The organism is Bradyrhizobium sp. (assembly GCF_016219575.1).
GTDB lineage: Bacteria > Pseudomonadota > Alphaproteobacteria > Rhizobiales > Xanthobacteraceae > Bradyrhizobium.
In genome coordinates this window covers 50,587-70,005 of record NZ_JACRMG010000023.1, presented here as the reverse complement: position 1 = coordinate 70,005, position 19,419 = coordinate 50,587, and the positions used below count along the sequence as shown (strand labels likewise).

The following is a 19,419-nucleotide window of genomic DNA, read 5'->3' as shown; positions in this document are numbered from 1 at the left end:
AAAGGATCGCGGGATGGCGGGCCATATGCAGTCCGCTATTCCCAGATCAGGATGTTCGGCAGCGAGCCGTCGACCCGCCGCAGGCAGGTATAGCCGACGCCCGCCAGACCGCGGAACAGCCCGAGATTGAACCGTCTTGCGCCGAAACTCCATCGGTAGTCACCGCTCGACGACGCCGTCTGCAATACCGTCATCAATTGCCGCGATGCACGTTCACGGAGTTCGCCGCGCTCCAGTGCGGCGCCGGCCTCGCAGAGGAACTCGATGCTGCCGAGCGTGCCGCAGCAGAGCGTGTCGATCGCGCCGGGCCAGCCTCGCTCCGTTCCGGCGAGCGCATGGACAATGTCCGTCGTCATCCGGCTGGAGGCCGGCCCGAACGCGGAGGCCGCTCCCGCTTTCCTGGTCATGGCGATGCGGGCAAGCCCGATGCCGGGAGCTCCGTGGCACCACTGGCACGACCATGCAGGCGGACCGCCACCGCGAAAATCCGGCCAGTTCGCGCGTTCGCCGTCATAGGTGGAATCCTCGAGCGCCATGCATTCGGACGCGGCCTGCGCGAACTCCTCCCGTCCGGTCACTGCGGCCAGCGACGCCAGCGCATAGGCAAAGCCGGCCGCGCCATGCGACATGCCGTTGAGGGGACGCGTGTCGGCACCGTGTCCGATCCAGCTGCGGCGGCCCTCGGCGCCGTGACGCGGCTGCGCGAGCAGATGCCGGCCGCATTGCAGCGCGCGATCGAGTGCGAAGCGCGATCCGCTGTCGCGATGGAGCCGCAGCAAAGCGAGGATTGCGCCGGCGCACCCGCCGATGACGTCCAGCGACCTGTCGGCCGCAATCAGTTCGTCCGTAAACAGACGCGCAGCCACATCGGCATCCGCAAGGATATCGTCGTCACCGAGGAATTCTGCCAGCAATGCGAGCGCATGGACGACAGATCCAAGTCCAGTGCCGCCGCCCACGCCGAGCGATCGCGCCATGCGTGCGCTGCTTCTACTCCTGAGGCCCTTGCGCAGATGCGCAACTGCCATCAACGCCAGCTGTCGCGAGGACTCGCGTCCGGTCAGGGCCGCGTGCGCGGCGAGAAAGACTGCAATCCCCGAAGCACCGTTATAGAGATCTGGACCGAGGGGGACGAGCTGGGCAACCTCGGAATCCCCCAGCCAGTCGAGGCCGATCCATGCGGCTCCCGGGCCGCGGCGCAGGGCGCGATCGCCGATCTCTTCGGCGATGCGATCCGCCTCCGCGAGAAATGCCTCGCGCGCCGGTGCGGCCGAGGCAGCCGCCAGCGGCCGCTTCGGCTCATTTGCCGCGGCCGGTCCTGCAGGCTGCGAAGCGCCCGCGGCATGGCGGATGACCTCGACCTGCCAGGCGATTTCCCGTTCGTCGAAGCCGCGCAAGCGGTCCCGGGCACGATCCAGTCCCGGCATGGATGCAGTCGGGATCGAGATGCCAGCCGCATCGCGGATTTCCTGCCCGTCGCTGCGCGCGACGAAATGCGGCACGTTGAGCTGAACGGCCGCGTTGCGCTCGGCCGCATGCAGCGGCCACAGAAAATCCTCCTCGTCGTCCCAATCCGACAGTCTGGCCATGAAATCCGCCTGGGCCGACCAGATGACGCCATCGTCCATGCTGCGCTGATCGCGCAGCCGTTGCAGCAGCAGGTGATAGAAGCGGGTCGGACGAATGACCCTGCGCACCGGCAATCCGGCAAAGCCTGCGGACAGCTCGCCGGCGTCGCCGCGCCGGCGCGACAGGAAGGCGGCATATCGCTCGAAGCCGCGCACGAAGTCGTCGACGTGGCGGTCGAACCTCGCATAGCGGCCTTCGATGTGGGGCAGGTTGGGAAGCTGTTGGCGCATTTGCCTCGTTCGCGCCGGCCGCATGGCGTCGGAATTGACGTCGGTCCAGATGAGCCCGGCTGCGGAGCTTTCGTCAGCCCCCATGCCGCCCATCGCAAACAGCTCGTTGTCGGGCGTCCTTCCATGGGTCGGCAGCAGGCCGACCGACATCACCGAATTGGCAACCGCCTCGATGGCCGCCTCGGCGGCCTCGCTTGCCGGCTCACGGGATCGATATTCCTCGAAGACGCCCTGCAGGGTCATTTCGAGATCGACCGGCACCGGATGCTCGCCGGCGGCGATCAGGTTTTCCTGATGCATGTCGGTGGTGCAGAAGCAGTGGAACAGGGCAAGCCAGGCGCCGGCGCGCTCGAAAAACCGCACAAAGCCCGGTTCGTCCCTGCATCCGGCGTGATCGACGAACTCCGCCCAGCCGTAGCCGTCGCGCACAACGGCGCGCGCCGTCTTCAGCGCGACGGGGGCGCCGGCCTGATTCAGCCGCGCGACCAGCGCGTGCCAGGCAGCATCGAGACGCAGATCCTTCGGCTTGTAGACGACCCGGGAGCCGTCCGCGAAGGTCAGGACGTGCACGGAACGTCCACCATTGTGCGGATCGGACAGCTCGCCCTCGATCGCGACGACCCGGCTGTCAGCCTGCGCAACGCGAAGCTCGGTCCGGATCGCCTGGAGATCGACGCCCAGGCGCAGCACGAGTTCGCGACAGCTGTCGATCCATTGCCGCACGATCGTTGCGACCAGGCGCAACGGGACCGGCTTGTCCTCGAACAGCCGGCGCAGGCCTCCCGCTTTCATTTCGGCGACGAATTGATCGTAGAGCGACGCCGAATCGTCGCGGGCCGCACTGCGTGTCCCGCGGCTCCTTCGCATCCCGGCGAAGCGATGATAGAGCGCCGGGGCGCAAAGTTCCGACAGCGCCCTGAGGATGGCGCGGCGCAAATCGGCGCGCGCTGTCTCCAGCAGGTTGCCGGCCTGTCCCGCGTCGATGCCCGACCACAATCGCGCGGCGGCCTCCTCGACCAGCGGCGAGAACAGGGCCTCGAACGTATACGCCTCCGACTGACCGGACCTGCTGCCGCAAGGAGCGTGTTGGGCCGGGCTGTGCAGCGCCTTCATGATCCAGGCTGCGTCGTCGATATAGGGCGGCGGCGAAGCGGCGACATGGCGGGCGAATGCGAATCTTGCCAGCACATCGGCAAACCGCAGGCGATCGCGCGCAAGACGCCTGGCGAACAGCGGCAAGTCTCCGCCGGCGCTCGACCGGCACCACGCGGCGAGCCGGCGCGCCGCCTGGTCGGAATCAGCGTTCTGGCCGGCGAGCGTATCGAAATCGCCGGACAGCAATTCGTCCACTGTCGCAGCACGGACAATCAGGCGGGCAAGGAATTCATCCATTGTCTTCCAGACTTCCACCGGGGACAGCGGTTGCGCTGCGATCGAACGACCTGCCGCGACGAGGATAAATCAGCTCGACGAAACTGTCCCCTCTGTCGCGCGACGCTTGCGCCTTGACTGTTCGGCGGAAAGCCCGCCGAATGGGCAAAAAGGGAGAATGCCCATGGACGATATCGCCGCCCGGCGCGCGGCCGAGGCGCTGCTCGCCGAACACCGGGCCAATGTGCGGTTCACGACGCTCGGTCCGCCGGACGGACCCGCCACGATATCGGACGCCTACGATATCCAGCAGCGATATGTCGCGCTGTTGCGGGGTGGGCACGGCGAGGCCGTGGGCTACAAGGTCGGGCTGACGTCGGCCACGATGCAGGCATTTTGCGGAATCGACCATCCCATTGCAGGTGTCGTGCTCGCCGGCCGCGTGCATCGATCCGGTGCGAGCGTCCGTCGCGCGGATTTCGGCCGGCTCGGCCTCGAATTCGAAATCGCCGTCCGCATCGGGTCGGACGTTCCGGTCACCGGCCGGCCCTGCACGGCCGAGACGATCGCGCCCCACATCGACGGCGTTTGTGCGGCGGTCGAGCTCGTCGACGACCGAAACGCCGATTACAGCAAGCTCGACGTTCGCTCGCTCGTCGCCGACAATTCCTGGAACGCCGGCATCGTGCTGTCGGAATTTGCGACCAAGTGGCCCGACCTCCAGGCCGTACTTGGGCGTGCCGCCGGGGACGGCGCCGCGATCGGCGAAGGACACGGCCGCGACATCCTCGGCCATCCCTTCAGTTCCGCCGCATGGCTGGCGACGCAGCTTGCTTCGCGCGGCGAAGGCCTGAAGAAGGGCGAGATTGTGATGACCGGCAGCGTGATGAAGACCGTGTTTCCGGAAGGCGCGGCCGGCTATCGCTTCGAGCTTGAGGGAATCGGATCTGTCGAGGTACAGGTGCGCTAGGGCGCGACAGCTTCGGTATCGCAAGCCGCGCCCGCATTTGGGGGACGGATGGGTTTTTCGAAAGCACATTTCATCGGCATCGCGGGCAAGGGCATGAGCGCGACGGCGCTGCTGCTCCGGCAAATGGGCGCGCGGATCACAGGGTCCGATGAAGGTTTCTATCCGCCGGTCAGCGACTATCTCAGGAACGAGAAAATTGCCTTCGCCGAAGGATACCGGAAGGAAAATATCCCCGACGATGCCGACGTCATCGTGATCGGCAAGAACGCAAAGCTCCAGCCCGAAAGCAACGAGGAAGTCCGCGCCGCGATGGCCAGCGGAAAACCGGTTCGCTCGTTTGCGGACCTGCTGCACGACTTGACCGCCGGTTCCGAGACCATCGTGGTGGCCGGAAGCTACGGAAAATCGACCTGCACCGCCTTGCTGGCCTGGTGCCTGCGGAGCGCCGGCAAGGACCCGAGCTATTTCATCGGAGAGATCACCAACGGGCTCGATCGACACGCGCATCGCGGCAAGGGCCCGACCTTCGTTCTCGAAGGCGACGAATATCCGGCTTCGAACTGGGACAACCGGTCGAAGTTCCTGCTCTACAACGCCAGGAATGTCCTGCTCACCTCGGCGACCCACGACCACATCAACGTGTTTCCCACGCATGCGGAGTACCTCGCGCCGTTTCGCGCGCTGCTCGGCGCGCTGCCGGCCGACGGGCTGCTGGTCGTCAACAGCACCGAGCCGCACGCACGGGCGCTGGCCGCAAATCTCTCCTGCACCATCGTGTTCTACGGACTGGACGACCGGGCGCACTGGCATGCCGCCAACATCGAACGCGGCGCGGAGACCGGTTTCGACCTGATGCGGGGCGGCGAGAAGATCATTCGCCTGTCGACGCGGATGCTCGGCGACCACAACATCGAGAACATCGTCGGCGCCGGCGCGATGCTGCTGGAGAAGAAATTGCTGACGCCGGAGGAACTGCGCACCGGCATGCAGAGCTTCCAGGGCGTGAAGCGCCGGATGGAGCTGCTGTCTCCTGCGTCGAAGGTGCCCGTCTACGAAGGATTCGGCTCGTCCTACGAAAAGGCGAGGAGCGCGATCGCTGCGACGAAGCTCCACTTTCCCGACCGGCGGCTGATCATCGTGTTCGAGCCGCATACATTCACCTGGCGCAACCGCGCGGCGATCGCCGCCTATGACGACGTCTTTGCGGGGGCTTCGAAAATATTCATCTTCGAGCCGGCGTCCCAGGGCGCCGCCAGCCATGCCCAGCTGACCCAGAGCGAAATCGTCGCCCGCACCCGGGCGGCGAACTTCGATGCCGAGGCGATTACCGGTCCGGAGGAGGGCTTGCAGCGATTGAGCGGCATGCTGGGTGCGGACGATGTCGTCCTGTTGCTCACCTCAGGCGATCTCGGCGGACTGATCCGGGAAATTCCGCAGCTGGTGGAAGCGAAGTTCCCCGCGGCCCATCCTTCGAGACGCCCGCCTTCGGCGGGCTCCTCAGGATGAGGTCTTGTTTCGCGGCAAAATCCTGGACCCTCATGGTGAGGAGCGCCGCTTGCGGCGCGTCTCCGGACGATGCTGCGCATCGCCAGGCGAACCATGAGGCCGAGCACATTCGCAGGGACGACAGCTAAGCAAGGTTGAGCCGCCTAGTTCTGCGTGCGCTTCTTGCTGCGCTTGCCCTTCGGTCCTGCGTAATACGGATTGACCACGCAGGAGGCGGAACGGCCGGAGGCCGACATCTGGCATTGCGCCATCGACGTGTAGCCGCACTCGAAATAGTAATCGACAAAACCTTGATAGACCTGGAGGCAGACGGGATATCTGGGATCGTAGGTCTGGGCCCGGGCAGGCGCGGCCGGGAAGGCCAGCGTGCCGAGAATCGCCGAAACCATCGCTCCGGCAAGGATGTGGGTCAGCTTCATGGCCATGTCCCCGAAAAATGCGCTTCGACTGTAGCGGCGGACGCACCGCCGGCAACTCAATCCGGCGTGACCTTGCGACGCGGCGGCCTTCCTGGCCCGCGCGGTTATGCCGGCACGGCCCTGTCGCCCTCTTCCAGCGGGGGCCATGGCTTTTCCTGCGGGAACTGCGGCGTCACGTCGATCGCGCGATTGAGGATGAAGGCGAGCTCGCCCTTTTCGTTCAGCACCGGGCTGTTCACCGGCTGCCAGTATCGCACCACGAACTTGCCGTCGGGATCCCGCACGTCGTAGCGCTGCACCGCCATGGCATGCGTCCGGCCGGTCTCGGCAACGATGCGCAGGGATTCGAACACGTTGGCGGCGCCGTCGGCGAAGGGATCGCCGGGATTGTCGGGAAAGACGCTGAACAGCTTTTCGCCGGCCACCTTGCCGGGATCGACCATGGTGGCCGCCGCATAGACCCGGTTGGCGTCGACGATGCGCAGCCCCGGCCCGGGATCGAGCAGCAGCAGCGGCATGTCCGCCGCCTCGAATTGCCGGTGGAACAGGCTGGTGATTTTCGGCGAGGAAGCGGACAGCGCCCGCTCGATCTGGGGCCTCGACTTGAGCCCTGCCTTGACGGCGGTGAGCGTCGCGAGCCGGCGCTGCGCGGCATTCAACTGCTCCTCGACGAGACGGCGCGACTTCTCGGACATCGTCTCGCTGGCGAGAAGACGCTCAAGATAGGCAATGTTCTGTCGTTCGATGAAGCGAAGCATTCCAGGTCGCAGCGAGCGGGGGAGTGCCGATCCAGTTGCGCGGATTGCAAACTGGCCCGTCTGCCGGGCGGCGGCGCTGCATAGCACCGATCTCCGCGCTCCACTACCTACCTCCGCGAGGGGAGGAAGCAAGGTTCAATCTCCGCTCGGCGGTGCGAGCGGCTGCACGACTTCAGACGATGGCGGTGCCTGCGCGCATGGAGGCCGTTGCGGCTCCTCATGCGCCGTTCAGAAAAGGCTGGCTGCAGCATCGTTTTGGTTGTATTATTCCTTGCTACGACCTTATAGCGAATTCATTTTGCGCAAGACCATTGCAACGGAGGACTCGATGAGGACTCGACATTTCATTTTCGTCGCCTGCCTTCTCCTCGGACTGAGCGGCACAACGGCCGGCAACGCGGCCAAGGTGGGCGAATCCTGCGGCGGCTTTGTCGGAGCTGTCTGCGACAGGGGTCTGTGGTGCGATCCATTCCCGGGCCAGTGCGGCTGGGGCGGCGCCGCCGGCGTCTGCGTCAGGGTCGGGCAGATCTGCACGGCGGACTACCGTCCCGTCTGCGGCTGCGACGGCAGGACCTACAGCAACGATTGCAAGCGGCAGCAGCGGCGGACCGGCAAGCGCAGCGACGGCAAGTGTTGAGCTGACGAACCGGACGCTCCGTTCGAGGTTGCTCGATCGCCCCGGCTCAGCCGCTCGGCGGAACGAGCGGCTGCACGATTTCCTGGAATGGCGGCAGCGCCTCGCATCGCGCGGCGTGCGCCGCCAGCGCTGGATAGCGCGAGGCATCGAACAGCGCCGCGTGCGCCTCGCCGGTGAAGCGCAGCACGCAGGCGACCGCGACGTCGGCGTGGCCGATGCGCTCGCCGAACAGCCAGGGCGTCTTCACCGCGGCGCGCTCCTGCTCCAGCACGCCAAGCACGCCGCCGATCTGCGCTTCGCAGCGCTCGACCCACAGCTTCAGCTGCTCCTTGCGCAGCACGCGCTCATAGACAAGGCTGACCGCCTTGTCGCCCAAGCCCGTTGCGAGCGCACAGAGCCGCAATTGCCGCCGCCGCGCTTCCCCGCGCGGGGGCAGCATCGCCTGGTCCGGCCCGACGGTTTCGTCGAGATAATCCAGGATGGCCGTGCTCTCAATCAGCGCCTCGCCGGAATCCAGCACCAGCGTCGGCACCCGGCGCAGCGGATTGTACGGCGCGATCTTGTCGGCATCGCCGAAGGTCGACCACGGCCGGTGCTCGAAGCCGATGCCATAGAGCCGCATCGCAATCGCAACGCGGCGGACGAAGGGGGAGTCGTACTGGCCGATGAGGAACATGGTGCTCGCTGCCTAATCTTTATTCATCCGTCATGGCCGGGCTTGTCCCGGCCATCCACGTCTTTGTTTCCGAGCGGACAGATTAAAGACGTGGATCACCGGGACAAGCCCGGTGATGACGTCTCATTTGCGGCGACAGACCTACTCAATCACCGGCACATGCCTCGCCACATCGCGCGGCGCGGTGCCGTCGAGGCGCGGGTCGGCGGCGACCTCGACCTGCCTGCGAAATGGGCGAAAGCCGGCGCGCCGGTAGAACGGCAGCGCGGCGGGGGAATCGAAGGTGCAGGTGTGCAGCCAGAGGCGTTCGATCGGCCGCGACCATGCAAGCTCCAGCGCGCGGTGCATCAGCCAATGGCCGGCGCCGCTGCCGATGAGTTTTGCGGTGACGCCGAACATGCCGATCTCGCAGGTCGCGGGCTCGCGGAAATCGAGTTCGAGCAGGCCTTCGTCGCGGCCATCGGCGACCAGCGCATGGGTCGCGACCAGCGAATGATGCAGCCGCGCCGCCAGCTTGTCGTCGGTTGCGCGGATGCGCGAGAACCACAGCCACTCCTCGCCGACGCGGCGATAGAGATCGCGATACCAGGCGAGATCAGGCCGCTCGACGTGGCGCAAGGTCCACGGACCTGAGGGCGCGGATGACAGCGTGGGACGCGCCGTCATTTCAAGATGCGTGACGATGGCGGCAATCTTGCCGGCGGGGACGTCGGAATAGCCGTCGGGGAGGATCATGGCGCACACTCTCTCCAGTCGTCATGGCCGGGCTTGTCCCGGCCATCCACGCGCATCAGGCGACGAAAGTAAGACGTGGATCGCCGGGTCAAGCCCGGCGATGACGATTAGGCGTTACCCCTCCCCCTCATCGCTCGCCAGCACGCCCTTCACCGCGCGCGCCCAGCCCTTCAGCTTGCGCTCGCGCGTGGCGGCGCTCATGGCGGGCTTGAAGCGGTGTTCGAGGCGCCAGTTGTCGGCGAATTTCGAGGGCTCGGGATAGACGCCCGCCTGCAGGCCGGCGAGATAGGCGGCTCCTAACGCGGTGGTTTCCTGGATCATGGGGCGGTCGACGGGGGCGTCGAGCAAATCCGCAAGGCGCTGCATGGTCCAGTCGGACGCCGTCATGCCGCCGTCGACGCGCAGCACGTTGGCGGCCTTCTCGCCAGGCCAGTCGGCGCGCATCGCCTCGCGCAGATCGTAGGTCTGGTAGCAGACGCTTTCGAGCGCGGCGTGCGCGAGCTCGGCGGGGCCGGTGTTGCGCGTCAAGCCGAACAGCGCCCCGCGCACATTCGGTCTCCAGTAGGGTGCGCCGAGGCCGACGAAGGCCGGCACGAGATAGACGCTCTGCATGGAGTCCGACTTGTCGGCCAGCGGGCCGGTCTCGGCGGCCTGCCTGATGATGCCGAGGCCGTCGCGCAGCCATTGCACGGCGCTTCCGGCGACGAAGATCGAGCCTTCCAGCGCGTAGGTGCGTTTTCCGCCGAGCTGGTAGGCGATGGTGGTGAGCAGCTTGTTCTTCGAAGCGACCGGCGTGGTGCCGGTGTTGAGCAACGCAAAGCAGCCGGTGCCGTAGGTCGACTTGATCATGCCGGGCTCGAAGCAGGCTTGTCCGATGGTGGCGGCCTGCTGGTCGCCGGCGATGCCTGATATCGCGATGGGGCCGCCGAACAGGTCGGGCACGGTGTCGCCGAATTTGGCGGAAGAATCCTTCACCTCCGGCAGCATCGAGCGCGGCACGCGGATGATCTTCAGCAGCTCGTCGTCCCACGCCCCGGTGTGGATGTTGAACAGCAGGGTGCGCGAGGCGTTGGTGGCGTCGGTGGCGTGCGACTTTCCGCCGGTCAGGCGCCACAGCAGGTAGCAGTCGATGGTGCCGAACAAGAGCTCGCCGCGCTCGGCGCGTTCGCGCGCGCCGGGGACGTGGTCGAGGATCCAGGCGACTTTCGTTCCGGAGAAATAGGGGTCGAGGAGCAGGCCGGTCTTCTGGGAGATCGCGGGCTCGTGGCCTTCGCCCTTCAGCTTCGCGCAAACGTCCGATGTGCGGCGGTCCTGCCAGACGATGGCGCGGTGGATCGCTTGTCCCGTGGCGCGATCCCACACCACCGTGGTCTCGCGCTGGTTGGTGATGCCGATCGCGGCGATGTCCTTTGCCTTCAGGCCCGCTTTCTCCAGCGCGTCGCGGCAGGTGATGACGGTAGAGGTCCAGATGTCCTCCGGCTCATGCTCGACCCAGCCGGAAGCCGGAAAATGCTGCGGGAACTCCTGCTGCGCGGTCGCCGCAATGGAGATGTCGCCGCGGAACACGATGGCGCGCGAGGACGTGGTGCCCTGATCGATGGCGAGGACGAAGGACATGGATGCTTCTTCCCGGGAGGTTTTTGTGTCGGGGGGAGGACAGCGGATTGGAGGGCGGAGGTCAAGGTTGCGGGCGGCGGCGCCACAAATTCAGGTGTCGTCTCGGCGCAGGCCAGGACCCATAGCCACAACCGGTCGCTGCCGCGCTCGCTGTGGCGACAGCCTTCGTAACAACTCGATCCTGTGGTTATGGGCCCCGGCTTTCGCCGGGGCGACAACTCAAACCGACGCCGTGGTGACGCCGCCGTCGACGACGATGGTCTGGCCGGTCATGAAGGTGGAAGCATCCGACGCCAGATACGCCACCGCACCTGCGATCTCGTCCGGCTCGCCGATACGGCGGAGCGGCGTGCCGGCGGTGCGGCGCTTCAGCCGCTCCTCGTCCTCCCACAACGCGCGGGCGAAATCGGTCTTCACCAGGCCCGGCGCCACGCAATTGACGCGCACGCCTTTGGGGCCCCATTCGCCGGCGAGGCTGCGGCACAGCGCGAAATCGGCGGCTTTCGAAATGCCGTAGGCGCCGATCACGGTAGAGCCGCGCAATCCGCCGATGGAGGAGACGATGACGACGGAGCCCTTGCCGCGCGCCGCCATCTGCGGCACGGCCTCTGCGCAGAGCCAGATGTTGCTCTTGACGTTGCTGCCCATGATCTTGTCGAAAGCTTCGTCTGATATGTCGAGCAGCGGGCCGTAATACGGATTGACCGCGGCGTTACAGACGAGGATGTCGACCTTGCCGTAATGCTTGGTGGCGCCCGCGATCAGCGCCTTCACCTCGTCATGGCGCGAGATGTTGCAGGGAATGACGTGGGCGTCGCCGCCGGACTTGTTGATGCCCTCGGCCACGGCGTGGCAGGCGTCCGCCTTGCGGCTGGAGATCACGACTTTTGCGCCGAGCTTGGCCAGCAGTTCGGCCGAGGAACGGCCGATGCCGCGGCTGGAGCCGGTGATGACGGCGACTGTGCCTGAGAGATCGAACGGGGTGGATTTCACGGCATCTGCTCCCTTTGTTTCTTCGTTCGTTATTCTTCGTCATGCCCGGGCTTGACCCGGGCATCCACGTCTTTCGTTGCTGCGGCCAAGACGTGGATGGCCGGGACGAAGCCCGGCCATGACGCGGATGAAGTGAGGCCGAGGCGCGCGCACGCGCGCCCCGGAATGACGGAGGGAGAGACCTACATCAGTCCGCCTGCGTCGGTGACGCGGCGGAGGTGATAGTCGGTGTCGCCGAAAGTGTTCTCGATCATGGTCAGCCGCTTGAAATAGTGGCCGATCTTGGCCTCCATCGTCATGCCGATGCCGCCATGGAGCTGGATCGACTGCTGGCCGACGAACTTCAGCGACTTGCCGACCTGCACCTTGGCGGCCGCAATCGCCTTCGCCCGCTCCTTGGCATCGTCGAAATCGGACGCCATGGTCGCGAACATCGACATGCTGCGGGCCTGCTCGACCGCGACGAACATGTCCGACGCCCGGTGCTGCAGGCTCTGGAACGTGCCGATCGGCACGCCGAACTGCTTTCGCGTCTTGATGTATTCGACGGTGGTCTTCAGCGACTCGTCCATCAGTCCGACCGCCTCCGCACAGAGCGCCATGCGGGCGTCGTCGACCACGCGCTCGATCAGCGCAAGGCCATCCTCGGGATTGCCGATCGCGGCGTCCGCGCCAACTTCCACGCCGGTGAAGCTGATGTCGGCGGCGTGCAAGCCGTCCTGGGTCGGGTACGACTTCTTGGTGATGCCCTTCGAACTGGCCGGCACCAGGAAGACGCCGACGCCGGTCTTGTCGCGGCGGTCGCCCCTGGTGCGCGCGGTGACGATCAGCGTGTCGGCGTTCTCGCCGTTGACGACGACGAATTTCTCGCCGTCGATGACCCAGCCATTGCCCTTCTTCTTCGCGGTGGTGACGACGTCATGCAAATCGTAGCGCGAGTTCTTCTCGAGCTGCGCAAACGCAAACGTCTTGCTGCCGTCGATGATGCCGGGAATGTGCGCGGCCTTCTGCGCATCCGAGCCGCCATGGCGCAGGAAGCCGCCGCCGATCACCACCGTCGCCAGATAGGGCTCCAGCACCAGCGCCTTGCCGAGCGCCTCCATCACGATCGTGGTCTCGACGCCACCGGCGCCGAAGCCGCCATCGGCCTCCGCAAAGGGAAGACCGAGCAGGCCCTGCTCGGCGAGCTTGCCCCACACGGCCTTGCTCCAGCCGCCCTTCTCCTTCATGTATTTCTTGCGGGCATCGAAGTCGTAGGAGTCCGTCAGGAGTCCGTCGACGCTTTCCTTGAGAAGCCGCTGCTCCTCGGACAAATCAAAATCCATCTTCTCTTCCTTAAGAACTAACAGTCGTTACTCGGTTCAGCGGTGTCGCGGGGCTTCCTCTTCACCTCTCCCCGCCTGCGGGGAGAGGTCGGATCGCATCGCAGATGCGATCCGGGTGAGGGGGTACAGGTCCATCCGCGTTCAGCGCTCGTGGAGAGATGCCCCTCACCCCTGCCCTCTCCCCGCGAAGAGCGGGGAGAGGGAGAGGAGAGGCATCACAGCCCCAGCACCGCCTTGGCGATGATGTTGCGCTGGATCTCGTTGGAGCCGCCGTAGATCGAGACCTTGCGGTAGTTGAAGTAGGTCGGCGCGATCTGCGCGGTCCACTCCATCGCCTCGTTGGAGCCGTCGTCGCCATGGACGTCGTAGGGCGCGGCGAGCGGCCCGATCACTTCCATCAGGAGCTCCGTGGTGGTCTGCTGGATCTCCGAGCCCTTGATCTTGAGCACCGAGGATGCCGGGTTCGGCTTGCCCTTGCCGTGCTTGCTCTCGTCGGCGACGACGCGCAGCTGCGTCAGCTCGAGCGCCTTGAGCTCGATCTCGCAGGCCGCGAGCTTCTCCCGGAAGCCGGGGTCGAGCAGGATCGGCTTGCCGTTGGATTCGACCTTGGCGGCGAGTTCCTTGATGCGGCGGATGCGCTCCTTGGACATGCCGACGCGGGCGATGCCCGTGCGCTCGTTGCCGAGCAGGAACTTTGCGTAGTCCCAGCCCTTGTTCTCCTCGCCGATGATATTCTCGTAGGGCACCTCGACGTCGTCGAAGAACACTTCGTTGACCTCATGGCCGCCGTCGATGGTCTGGATCGGGCGCACGGTGACGCCCTTGCTCTTCATGCTGAACACGATGAAGGAGATGCCGGTCTGCTTCTTCGCCGAGGGATCAGTGCGGCAGAGGCAGAAGATCATGTCGGCGTGCTGGGCGAGCGTCGTCCAGGTCTTCTGGCCGTTGATGATCCACTTGTCGCCCTTGCGCTCGGCCTTGGTCTTGAGCGAGGCGAGGTCGGAGCCGGAGCCGGGCTCCGAGAAGCCCTGGCACCACCAGTCGTCGACATTGGCGATGCGCGGCAGATATTCCTTCTTCTGCTTCTCGTTGCCGAAGGTGTAGATCACCGGGCCGACCATGCTGACGCCGAAGGCGAGCGGCGCCGGCGCCGGATAGGACTGCAGCTCCTCGTTGAAGATGTAGTGCTGCACCGAGGTCCAGCCCGTGCCGCCATATTCCTTCGGCCAGTGCGAGACGCCCCAACCCTTCTTGTTGAGGATGCGCCACCAGGTGACCATCTCGTCCTTGGACAGATGACGGCCCTCGACCAGCTTGCGCCGCGTCTCCGGCGGCACGTTGTCCTTGAAGAACTGCCGCACTTCCTCGCGAAACGCGATTTCTTCCTTGGTAAAAGCGAGATCCATCGGATCCTCCTTCTCTGAATTGTCGTCCCGGCGAAAGCGGGGACCCATAACCACCGAACTCAGTTATTGCGAAAACCGTCTCCCCGAGTGCCCCAAGCGTGGCCGCGGCGTATGGGTCCCGGCTTTCGCCGGGACGACGCGGAGTTTGCGGAGCGACTGCATCAACGTCCTCCTGATACGACTTGTTGCTGCTTCACAGTCGCCGGCTGGGCCTTGCGCAACTCGTGCCGCGACAGCTTGCCGACCGGCGTGCGCGGCAATTCCCTGACGAACTCGACGGCTGCCGGCAGTTCATGCTTGCCGAGCTTGCCGGTGAGAAAGGCGCGCAGCTCCTCGACGCTGAACGGCGTCGCATTCGCGCGCAGCGTGATGAAGGCCTTCGCCGCCTCGCCGCGATAGTCGTCGGGAATGCCGATCACGATCACTTCCTGCACGGACGGGTGCGTGTAGATCGCCTGCTCGATCATCTGCGGATAGACGTTGAAGCCGCCGGAGATGATCATGTCCTTCTTGCGGTCGACCAGGTAGAAGTAGCCGTCGGCATCCATGTAGCCGATGTCGCCGGTGAGGAAGCGGTCGCCGACGAAGGATTCCGCGCTCTCCTTCGGCTTGTTCCAGTAGCCCCTGGTGACGTTCGGCCCCCTGATGCGGATCTCGCCGACCTCACCTGTCGGCAGCACCTTCTTCGGATCGTCGAGCGAGACCACGTCGAGCTCGATGCCGGGCAGCATCAGCCCGATCGAGCCGGGCTTTTCCGGGCCTTCCTTGGGATGGCCGGTGCCGGGCGAGCAGGTTTCGGTCATGCCCCAGCCGCTCTTCAGCTTCATGCCGACCTTGCGCTCGAAAATGCCGGCGACTTCCACCGGCAGCGGCGCGCCGCCGGAGCCGGCGACGACCAGCGAGGAGAAATCGCGCTTGTCGAGATCGGGAAGTGCTGCGATGGCGATCCACATCGTCGGCACGCCCGGAAAGATGGTAGCGCGCTTGACCTCGATGTCGCGCATCACGGCTTCGACGTCGAAGCGCTGGTGCAGCGAGATCAGATTGCCGCGGCGGAGCGAGGACAGGAGCACCACGGTGAGCGCGAAGATATGGAATAGCGGCAGCACGCAGATCACGCGCTCGACGGCGTTGCGCTTGAGCCGCTCCGGCCTGCCCCAGACATCGTAGATCGATACCGCCGCGGTGAGATTGCCATGGCTGAGCATGGCGCCCTTCGGCAAGCCCGTGGTGCCGCCGGTATATTGCAGCAGCGCGACGTCATCGACGCCGATCTGCGGCCAGGCGGAAGGTTTCGTCACGCCGTCGACGAACTGCTTGTAGGTGACGATCGCGGGATTTTGCGGCAGCGCCGTCTGCGGCGTGCCGACCTTGCCCCAATCGTCGTCCTCGCAAACAATCAATTTGTCGAGCAGGCCCTTGTCGAGAAATTTCAGCGCCGTCGGCAGCAGCGCCGAGAGATTGATGGTGATCAGAACGCGCGCGCCGGAGTCGGAGAGCTTGTGCGACAGCGCGATCTCGCCGTCGAGCGGCGACAAATGCACGATGCGTGCTCCCGCCTTCAGCGCGCCGAAGAAATTGACGGGATGATCCGGCGTGTTGCCGAGAAAGAGGGCAACGGACTTGTCGCGGCCATAGCCGGCGCGCAAGAAGGCGCTGGCAGCGATCTCCACCTTGTCTTCCAGTTCGGCATAGCTGATCGGCCGGTCGCGGAATTCGATCGCCGGGCGCGCGCCGTATTCAGCGGCGGCTTTCGACAGCAGGTCGGGCACCGTGAAGCGCTCGATCGTGTCGTCCCAGCGGACGCCTTGCGGATAAAATTGTTCGCCGGGATGGGGCATCGGTTTCAGCGCACCAAATTGAATTCGTCATTCCGGGGCGAGCGAAGCGAGAGCCCGGAATCCATAACCACCATCGGGAGTATGGATTCCGGGCCTGCGCCTTTCGGCGCATCCCGGAATGACACTTGATAACCCATCAAGCCGCCTTCGAGGGTGCGGCGAGCGAGGCGAAGGTCCCGCCCGAGGCGGCGAGGCGCTTGAGCAGCGGCGCGGGCTCGAGGCTCGGATCGTTGGTCTCCCTGGCGTAATAGGAGAGACGATCGGCGATGTGCTTGAGGCCCACCGTGTCGGCCCAGAACATCGGGCCACCGCGGTAGATCGGCCAGCCATAGCCGTAGAGCCAGATCACGTCGATGTCGCTCGGACGTGCCGCGATGCCCTCCTCGAGGATCTTCGCGCCCTCGTTGATCATCGGGTACATCATGCGCTCGAGGATCTCGTCGTCGCTGACGGCGCGACGCTTCTTGCCGAGCTTCTGCAGGGTCTCCTCGATCAGCTTCTCGACATCGGGGTCGGGCAGCGGCGAGCGCGAGCCGCCTTCATACTTGTAGTAGCCCTTGCCGGTCTTCTGGCCGAAGCGGCCGGCTTCGCAGAGCGCATCCGCGATCTCCGACTTGATGCCGCGGTCCTTGCGCGAGCGCCAGCCGATGTCGAGGCCGGCGAGATCGCTCATCGCGAACGGTCCCATCGGCATGCCAAACTTGGTGACGACGGCGTCGACCTGCTGCGGCAGCGCGCCTTCGAACAGCAGCTTCTCCGACTGCTTGCCGCGCTGGGCCAGCATGCGGTTGCCGACAAAGCCGTCGCAGACGCCGACCACGGCCGGCACCTTTGCAATCTTGCGCGCGATCGAAACCGCCGTGGTCAGCGCATCCGGCGCGGTCTTGTCGGTGCGGACGATCTCGCACAGCTTCATGACGTTGGCGGGCGAGAAGAAGTGCATGCCCAGCACATCCTGCGGCCGCTTCGTCACCTTCGCGATCTCGTCGATGTTGAGATACGAGGTGTTGGAAGCGAGCACGGCGCCCGGCTTGGCATGCTGGTCGAGCGCACCAAACACTTCCTTCTTCACCGCCATGGTCTCGAACACGGCTTCGATCACCAGGTCAGCGTCCTTGACGTTTTCGAGGCCGACCTTGCCGTCGATCAGCGCCATGCGCTTGGCCGGCGCATCGGCCGGGATGCCGCCGCGGGCGGCAGTCGCTTCCCAGTTCTTCTGCATCACGCCCATGCCGCGCTTGAGCGCTTCCTCGCCGGTCTCGATCAGGGTGACCGGGATACCGGCATTGGCAAAGGACATCGCGATGCCGCCGCCCATGGTGCCGGCGCCGATGATGGCGACGCGATCGACCTTGCGCGGCTTGGTTCCATCAGGGACGCCGGCGATCTTCGAGGCCTCGCGCTCGGCGAAGAAGGCGTAACGCTGCGCCTTGGACTGATCGCTGGTGAGGAGCTTCAGGAAACCTTCGCGCTCCTTCTTGAGACCTTCGTCGAACGGCAGCTCGATGGCCGCGCGCACGGCGTCGGCCGCGGCGAACGGCGCTTCCAGGCCCCTCGCCTTCTTGGTCAGGGCTGCGACCGCGTTGGTGAAGATCGAAATGTCGGCCTTGGCCGCGGCAAGCTTGCTGTCGTCATCGCGCAGCTTGCGCAGCGGGCGCTTCTCGGCGATCAGCTTGCGGGCAAAGGCTTCTCCGCCCGAGGCCGGGCCTTCCACGATCTCCTCGATCAGGCCGCTCTTGAGCGCTTCGGCCGCCCCGACCGGATCGCCGCTGACGATCATCTTCACGGCGAGTTCCGGGCCCACGGCGCGCGGCAGGCGCTGCGTGCCGCCGGCGCCGGGCAGAAGGCCGAGCTTCACTTCGGGCAGGCCGAGCTTGGCTTCCTTGACCGCCACGCGATAGTGGCATGCCAGCGCGACCTCGAGGCCGCCGCCGAGCGCGGTGCCGTGAATGGCGGCCACGATCGGCTTCGGCGAATTCTCCATCGCCACCAGCACCTCGTGCAGGCCGGGCGGCTTCGGCGGCTTACCGAACTCGGTGATGTCGGCGCCGGCAATGAAGGTGCGGCCGCCGCAGGTCAGCACGATGGCCTTGATCGAGGGATCGGCGATCGCCTCTTTCATGCAATCGAAAATACCGCCGCGCACGGCTGCGCTCAACGCATTCACGGGAGGGCTGTCCACCGTGACGATGCCGATGGCGTCATGACGTTCGAGCTTGACCACTGCGTTCACGAGACTCTCCCTGAATCTTGTTCTTGGTTGCTTCACTTGCGTCGAGTAGCTGCACGAATTTGCGTTCAGCAGCTACGCCGGAAGTTAGTTTCGCACTGCGAAATTAAATTCCACATCTTGACACGGAGGGTTATTTTGAAGCACGTCCGTTGTCAACGAGACAGAAAACCAAGCAGGGAATGAAACGTCCAGCCAAGAAGGTGGCGACTGATCGCAGCTTCGTCGTCGCGCTTTCCCGCGGCCTCGATGTGTTGCGCGCATTTCATCCCAATGACGGGCTTCTGGGCAATCAAGAGCTTGCCGCCCGTACCAAATTGCCAAAGCCGACCGTTTCACGGCTTACCTACACTCTGACAAAGCTCGGTTATCTTACACCCGTCCCCCGCTTCGAAAAGTATCAGCTCGCGCCCTCAGCCATGGCGCTCGGGTATGCCGCCCTGGCGAATTTGGGGGTCCGGCATCTGTCCGAAGCCTTCCGCGAGGAAGTCATGCGCGAGACCGGTGGCGCGGTTGCCGTCGGCGCCCGCGACCGCCTCAGCATGATCTATTTCGGGCAGAGCCGTAACGGCCTGACGCTCGGCGTCCAGCTCGACGTCGGTTCGCGGATACCGATTGCAACCACGGCCATGGGTCGTGCGTATATATGGGCGCTGCCGCCGGACGACCGCGCCGCCCTGTTGCGCGAGCTGCGCGAGCACTACGGCAGCCGCTGGCCGAAAATACGCGACGGCATCGAGCGATCGGGCGAGATGGTGGCGCGCCATGGCTTCGCTATTTCTGCAGGCGAATGGCAGGACGATGTGCACGCAGTCGGTGTCGCCTTGAAGCTGAACGATGGAACCGGACCCTATGCCTTCAATTGCGGCGCGCCGGCATTCCGTTTCGCGGAAGATCGCCTGATCAACGACATTGGACCTCGTATGGTCGCGATGGTAAGGAACATCGAAACGGCGCTGGGCGGCATCGTTGCGCCTGCAAAAAAAGAAGAAAGCAAGAGAGGACGAGGAGGGAGAACGCGTGTTGTCGAGGGGATCAGATAGCCGTCGCGCGAGCGAACGGCGGATGAATTCGCG

General features: G+C 65.3%; 15 protein-coding genes. 4 read left to right on the top strand and 11 right to left on the bottom strand.

Annotated features, from left to right (window positions below):
* Positions 1-35: 35 nt before the first annotated feature.
* Positions 36-3,251 (bottom strand): type 2 lanthipeptide synthetase LanM family protein, encoded by a 3,216-nt coding sequence (locus HZB49_RS18685; RefSeq protein WP_291614021.1) that lies wholly within the window; start codon positions 3,249-3,251, stop codon positions 36-38.
* 163 nt (positions 3,252-3,414) lie between these two features.
* On the opposite strand from HZB49_RS18685, the gene HZB49_RS18680 reads away from it, so the two are divergent.
* A complete protein-coding gene (locus HZB49_RS18680) occupies positions 3,415-4,200 on the top strand; it encodes a fumarylacetoacetate hydrolase family protein (RefSeq protein WP_291614019.1) in 786 nt (261 codons plus the stop codon).
* A 48-nt stretch (positions 4,201-4,248) separates the two neighbouring features.
* Complete coding sequence (locus HZB49_RS18675; RefSeq protein ID WP_291614016.1) at positions 4,249-5,706, top strand: Mur ligase family protein; 1,458 nt, start codon at positions 4,249-4,251, stop codon at positions 5,704-5,706.
* Positions 5,707-5,849: 143 nt separating this feature from the next.
* On the opposite strand, the gene HZB49_RS18670 is transcribed toward HZB49_RS18675, so the two are convergent.
* Together HZB49_RS18670 and HZB49_RS18665 are read right to left on the bottom strand one after the other, a co-directional pair.
* Complete coding sequence (locus tag HZB49_RS18670) at positions 5,850-6,095, bottom strand: DUF3551 domain-containing protein (RefSeq protein ID WP_291614505.1); 246 nt, start codon at positions 6,093-6,095, stop codon at positions 5,850-5,852.
* A gap of 134 nt (positions 6,096-6,229) precedes the next feature.
* On the bottom strand, positions 6,230-6,883 hold the full coding sequence (locus HZB49_RS18665; protein WP_291614014.1) for a PAS domain-containing protein: 654 nt from the start codon (positions 6,881-6,883) through the stop codon (positions 6,230-6,232).
* Positions 6,884-7,211: 328 nt separating this feature from the next.
* On the opposite strand from HZB49_RS18665, the gene HZB49_RS18660 reads away from it, so the two are divergent.
* On the top strand, positions 7,212-7,520 hold the full coding sequence (locus HZB49_RS18660) for a Kazal-type serine protease inhibitor domain-containing protein (RefSeq protein WP_291614012.1): 309 nt from the start codon (positions 7,212-7,214) through the stop codon (positions 7,518-7,520).
* A gap of 46 nt (positions 7,521-7,566) precedes the next feature.
* Here HZB49_RS18660 and HZB49_RS18655 read toward each other — a convergent pair whose 3' ends face one another.
* The 8 genes from HZB49_RS18655 to HZB49_RS18620 all read right to left on the bottom strand — a co-directional run bounded on the left by HZB49_RS18655 (position 7,567) and on the right by HZB49_RS18620 (position 18,346).
* The gene (locus HZB49_RS18655) at positions 7,567-8,196 is read right to left on the bottom strand and encodes a glutathione S-transferase family protein (protein WP_291614010.1); all 630 of its coding nucleotides are present in this window, start codon (positions 8,194-8,196) and stop codon (positions 7,567-7,569) included.
* Positions 8,197-8,337: 141 nt separating this feature from the next.
* Positions 8,338-8,931, bottom strand: a complete 594-nt coding sequence (locus HZB49_RS18650; protein ID WP_291614008.1) for a GNAT family N-acetyltransferase — start codon at positions 8,929-8,931, stop codon at positions 8,338-8,340.
* 114 nt (positions 8,932-9,045) lie between these two features.
* Positions 9,046-10,548 carry a glycerol kinase GlpK gene (glpK, locus tag HZB49_RS18645; protein ID WP_291614006.1) on the bottom strand — a complete coding sequence of 501 codons (1,503 nt, stop codon included), beginning with the start codon at positions 10,546-10,548 and terminating at the stop codon, positions 9,046-9,048.
* A gap of 219 nt (positions 10,549-10,767) precedes the next feature.
* Positions 10,768-11,541: an SDR family oxidoreductase gene (locus HZB49_RS18640; RefSeq protein ID WP_291614004.1), complete on the bottom strand. Its 774-nt coding sequence runs from the start codon at positions 11,539-11,541 to the stop codon at positions 10,768-10,770.
* 182 nt (positions 11,542-11,723) lie between these two features.
* On the bottom strand, positions 11,724-12,866 hold the full coding sequence (gene pimD / locus HZB49_RS18635; protein ID WP_291614002.1) for a pimeloyl-CoA dehydrogenase small subunit: 1,143 nt from the start codon (positions 12,864-12,866) through the stop codon (positions 11,724-11,726).
* A gap of 215 nt (positions 12,867-13,081) precedes the next feature.
* Entirely contained in the window at positions 13,082-14,272 is a 1,191-nt protein-coding gene (gene pimC, locus HZB49_RS18630) for a pimeloyl-CoA dehydrogenase large subunit (protein ID WP_291614000.1), read from the bottom strand.
* 161 nt (positions 14,273-14,433) lie between these two features.
* Entirely contained in the window at positions 14,434-16,113 is a 1,680-nt protein-coding gene (pimA, locus tag HZB49_RS18625; protein ID WP_291613998.1) for a dicarboxylate--CoA ligase PimA, read from the bottom strand.
* A 136-nt stretch (positions 16,114-16,249) separates the two neighbouring features.
* Positions 16,250-18,346, bottom strand: a complete 2,097-nt coding sequence (locus HZB49_RS18620; protein WP_291613996.1) for a 3-hydroxyacyl-CoA dehydrogenase NAD-binding domain-containing protein — start codon at positions 18,344-18,346, stop codon at positions 16,250-16,252.
* A 179-nt stretch (positions 18,347-18,525) separates the two neighbouring features.
* On the opposite strand from HZB49_RS18620, the gene HZB49_RS18615 reads away from it, so the two are divergent.
* Positions 18,526-19,386: an IclR family transcriptional regulator gene (locus tag HZB49_RS18615; RefSeq protein WP_291613994.1), complete on the top strand. Its 861-nt coding sequence runs from the start codon at positions 18,526-18,528 to the stop codon at positions 19,384-19,386.
* Positions 19,387-19,419: the final 33 nt, after the last annotated feature.

Excerpts from the sequence above, each read along its gene's own strand:
- HZB49_RS18685 (WP_291614021.1), bottom strand. The coding sequence starts at position 3,251 with ATGGATGAATTCCTTGCCCGCCTGATTGTCCGTGCTGCGACAGTGGAC.
- HZB49_RS18680 (WP_291614019.1), top strand. The coding sequence starts at position 3,415 with ATGGACGATATCGCCGCCCGGCGCGCGGCCGAGGCGCTGCTCGCCGAA.
- HZB49_RS18675 (WP_291614016.1), top strand. The coding sequence starts at position 4,249 with ATGGGTTTTTCGAAAGCACATTTCATCGGCATCGCGGGCAAGGGCATG.
- HZB49_RS18670 (WP_291614505.1), bottom strand. The coding sequence starts at position 6,095 with ATGGTTTCGGCGATTCTCGGCACGCTGGCCTTCCCGGCCGCGCCTGCC.
- HZB49_RS18665 (WP_291614014.1), bottom strand. The coding sequence starts at position 6,883 with ATGCTTCGCTTCATCGAACGACAGAACATTGCCTATCTTGAGCGTCTT.
- HZB49_RS18660 (WP_291614012.1), top strand. The coding sequence starts at position 7,212 with ATGAGGACTCGACATTTCATTTTCGTCGCCTGCCTTCTCCTCGGACTG.
- HZB49_RS18655 (WP_291614010.1), bottom strand. The coding sequence starts at position 8,196 with ATGTTCCTCATCGGCCAGTACGACTCCCCCTTCGTCCGCCGCGTTGCG.
- HZB49_RS18650 (WP_291614008.1), bottom strand. The coding sequence starts at position 8,931 with ATGATCCTCCCCGACGGCTATTCCGACGTCCCCGCCGGCAAGATTGCC.
- glpK (WP_291614006.1), bottom strand. The coding sequence starts at position 10,548 with ATGTCCTTCGTCCTCGCCATCGATCAGGGCACCACGTCCTCGCGCGCC.
- pimD (WP_291614002.1), bottom strand. The coding sequence starts at position 12,866 with ATGGATTTTGATTTGTCCGAGGAGCAGCGGCTTCTCAAGGAAAGCGTC.
- pimC (WP_291614000.1), bottom strand. The coding sequence starts at position 14,272 with ATGGATCTCGCTTTTACCAAGGAAGAAATCGCGTTTCGCGAGGAAGTG.
- pimA (WP_291613998.1), bottom strand. The coding sequence starts at position 16,113 with ATGCCCCATCCCGGCGAACAATTTTATCCGCAAGGCGTCCGCTGGGAC.
- HZB49_RS18615 (WP_291613994.1), top strand. The coding sequence starts at position 18,526 with ATGAAACGTCCAGCCAAGAAGGTGGCGACTGATCGCAGCTTCGTCGTC.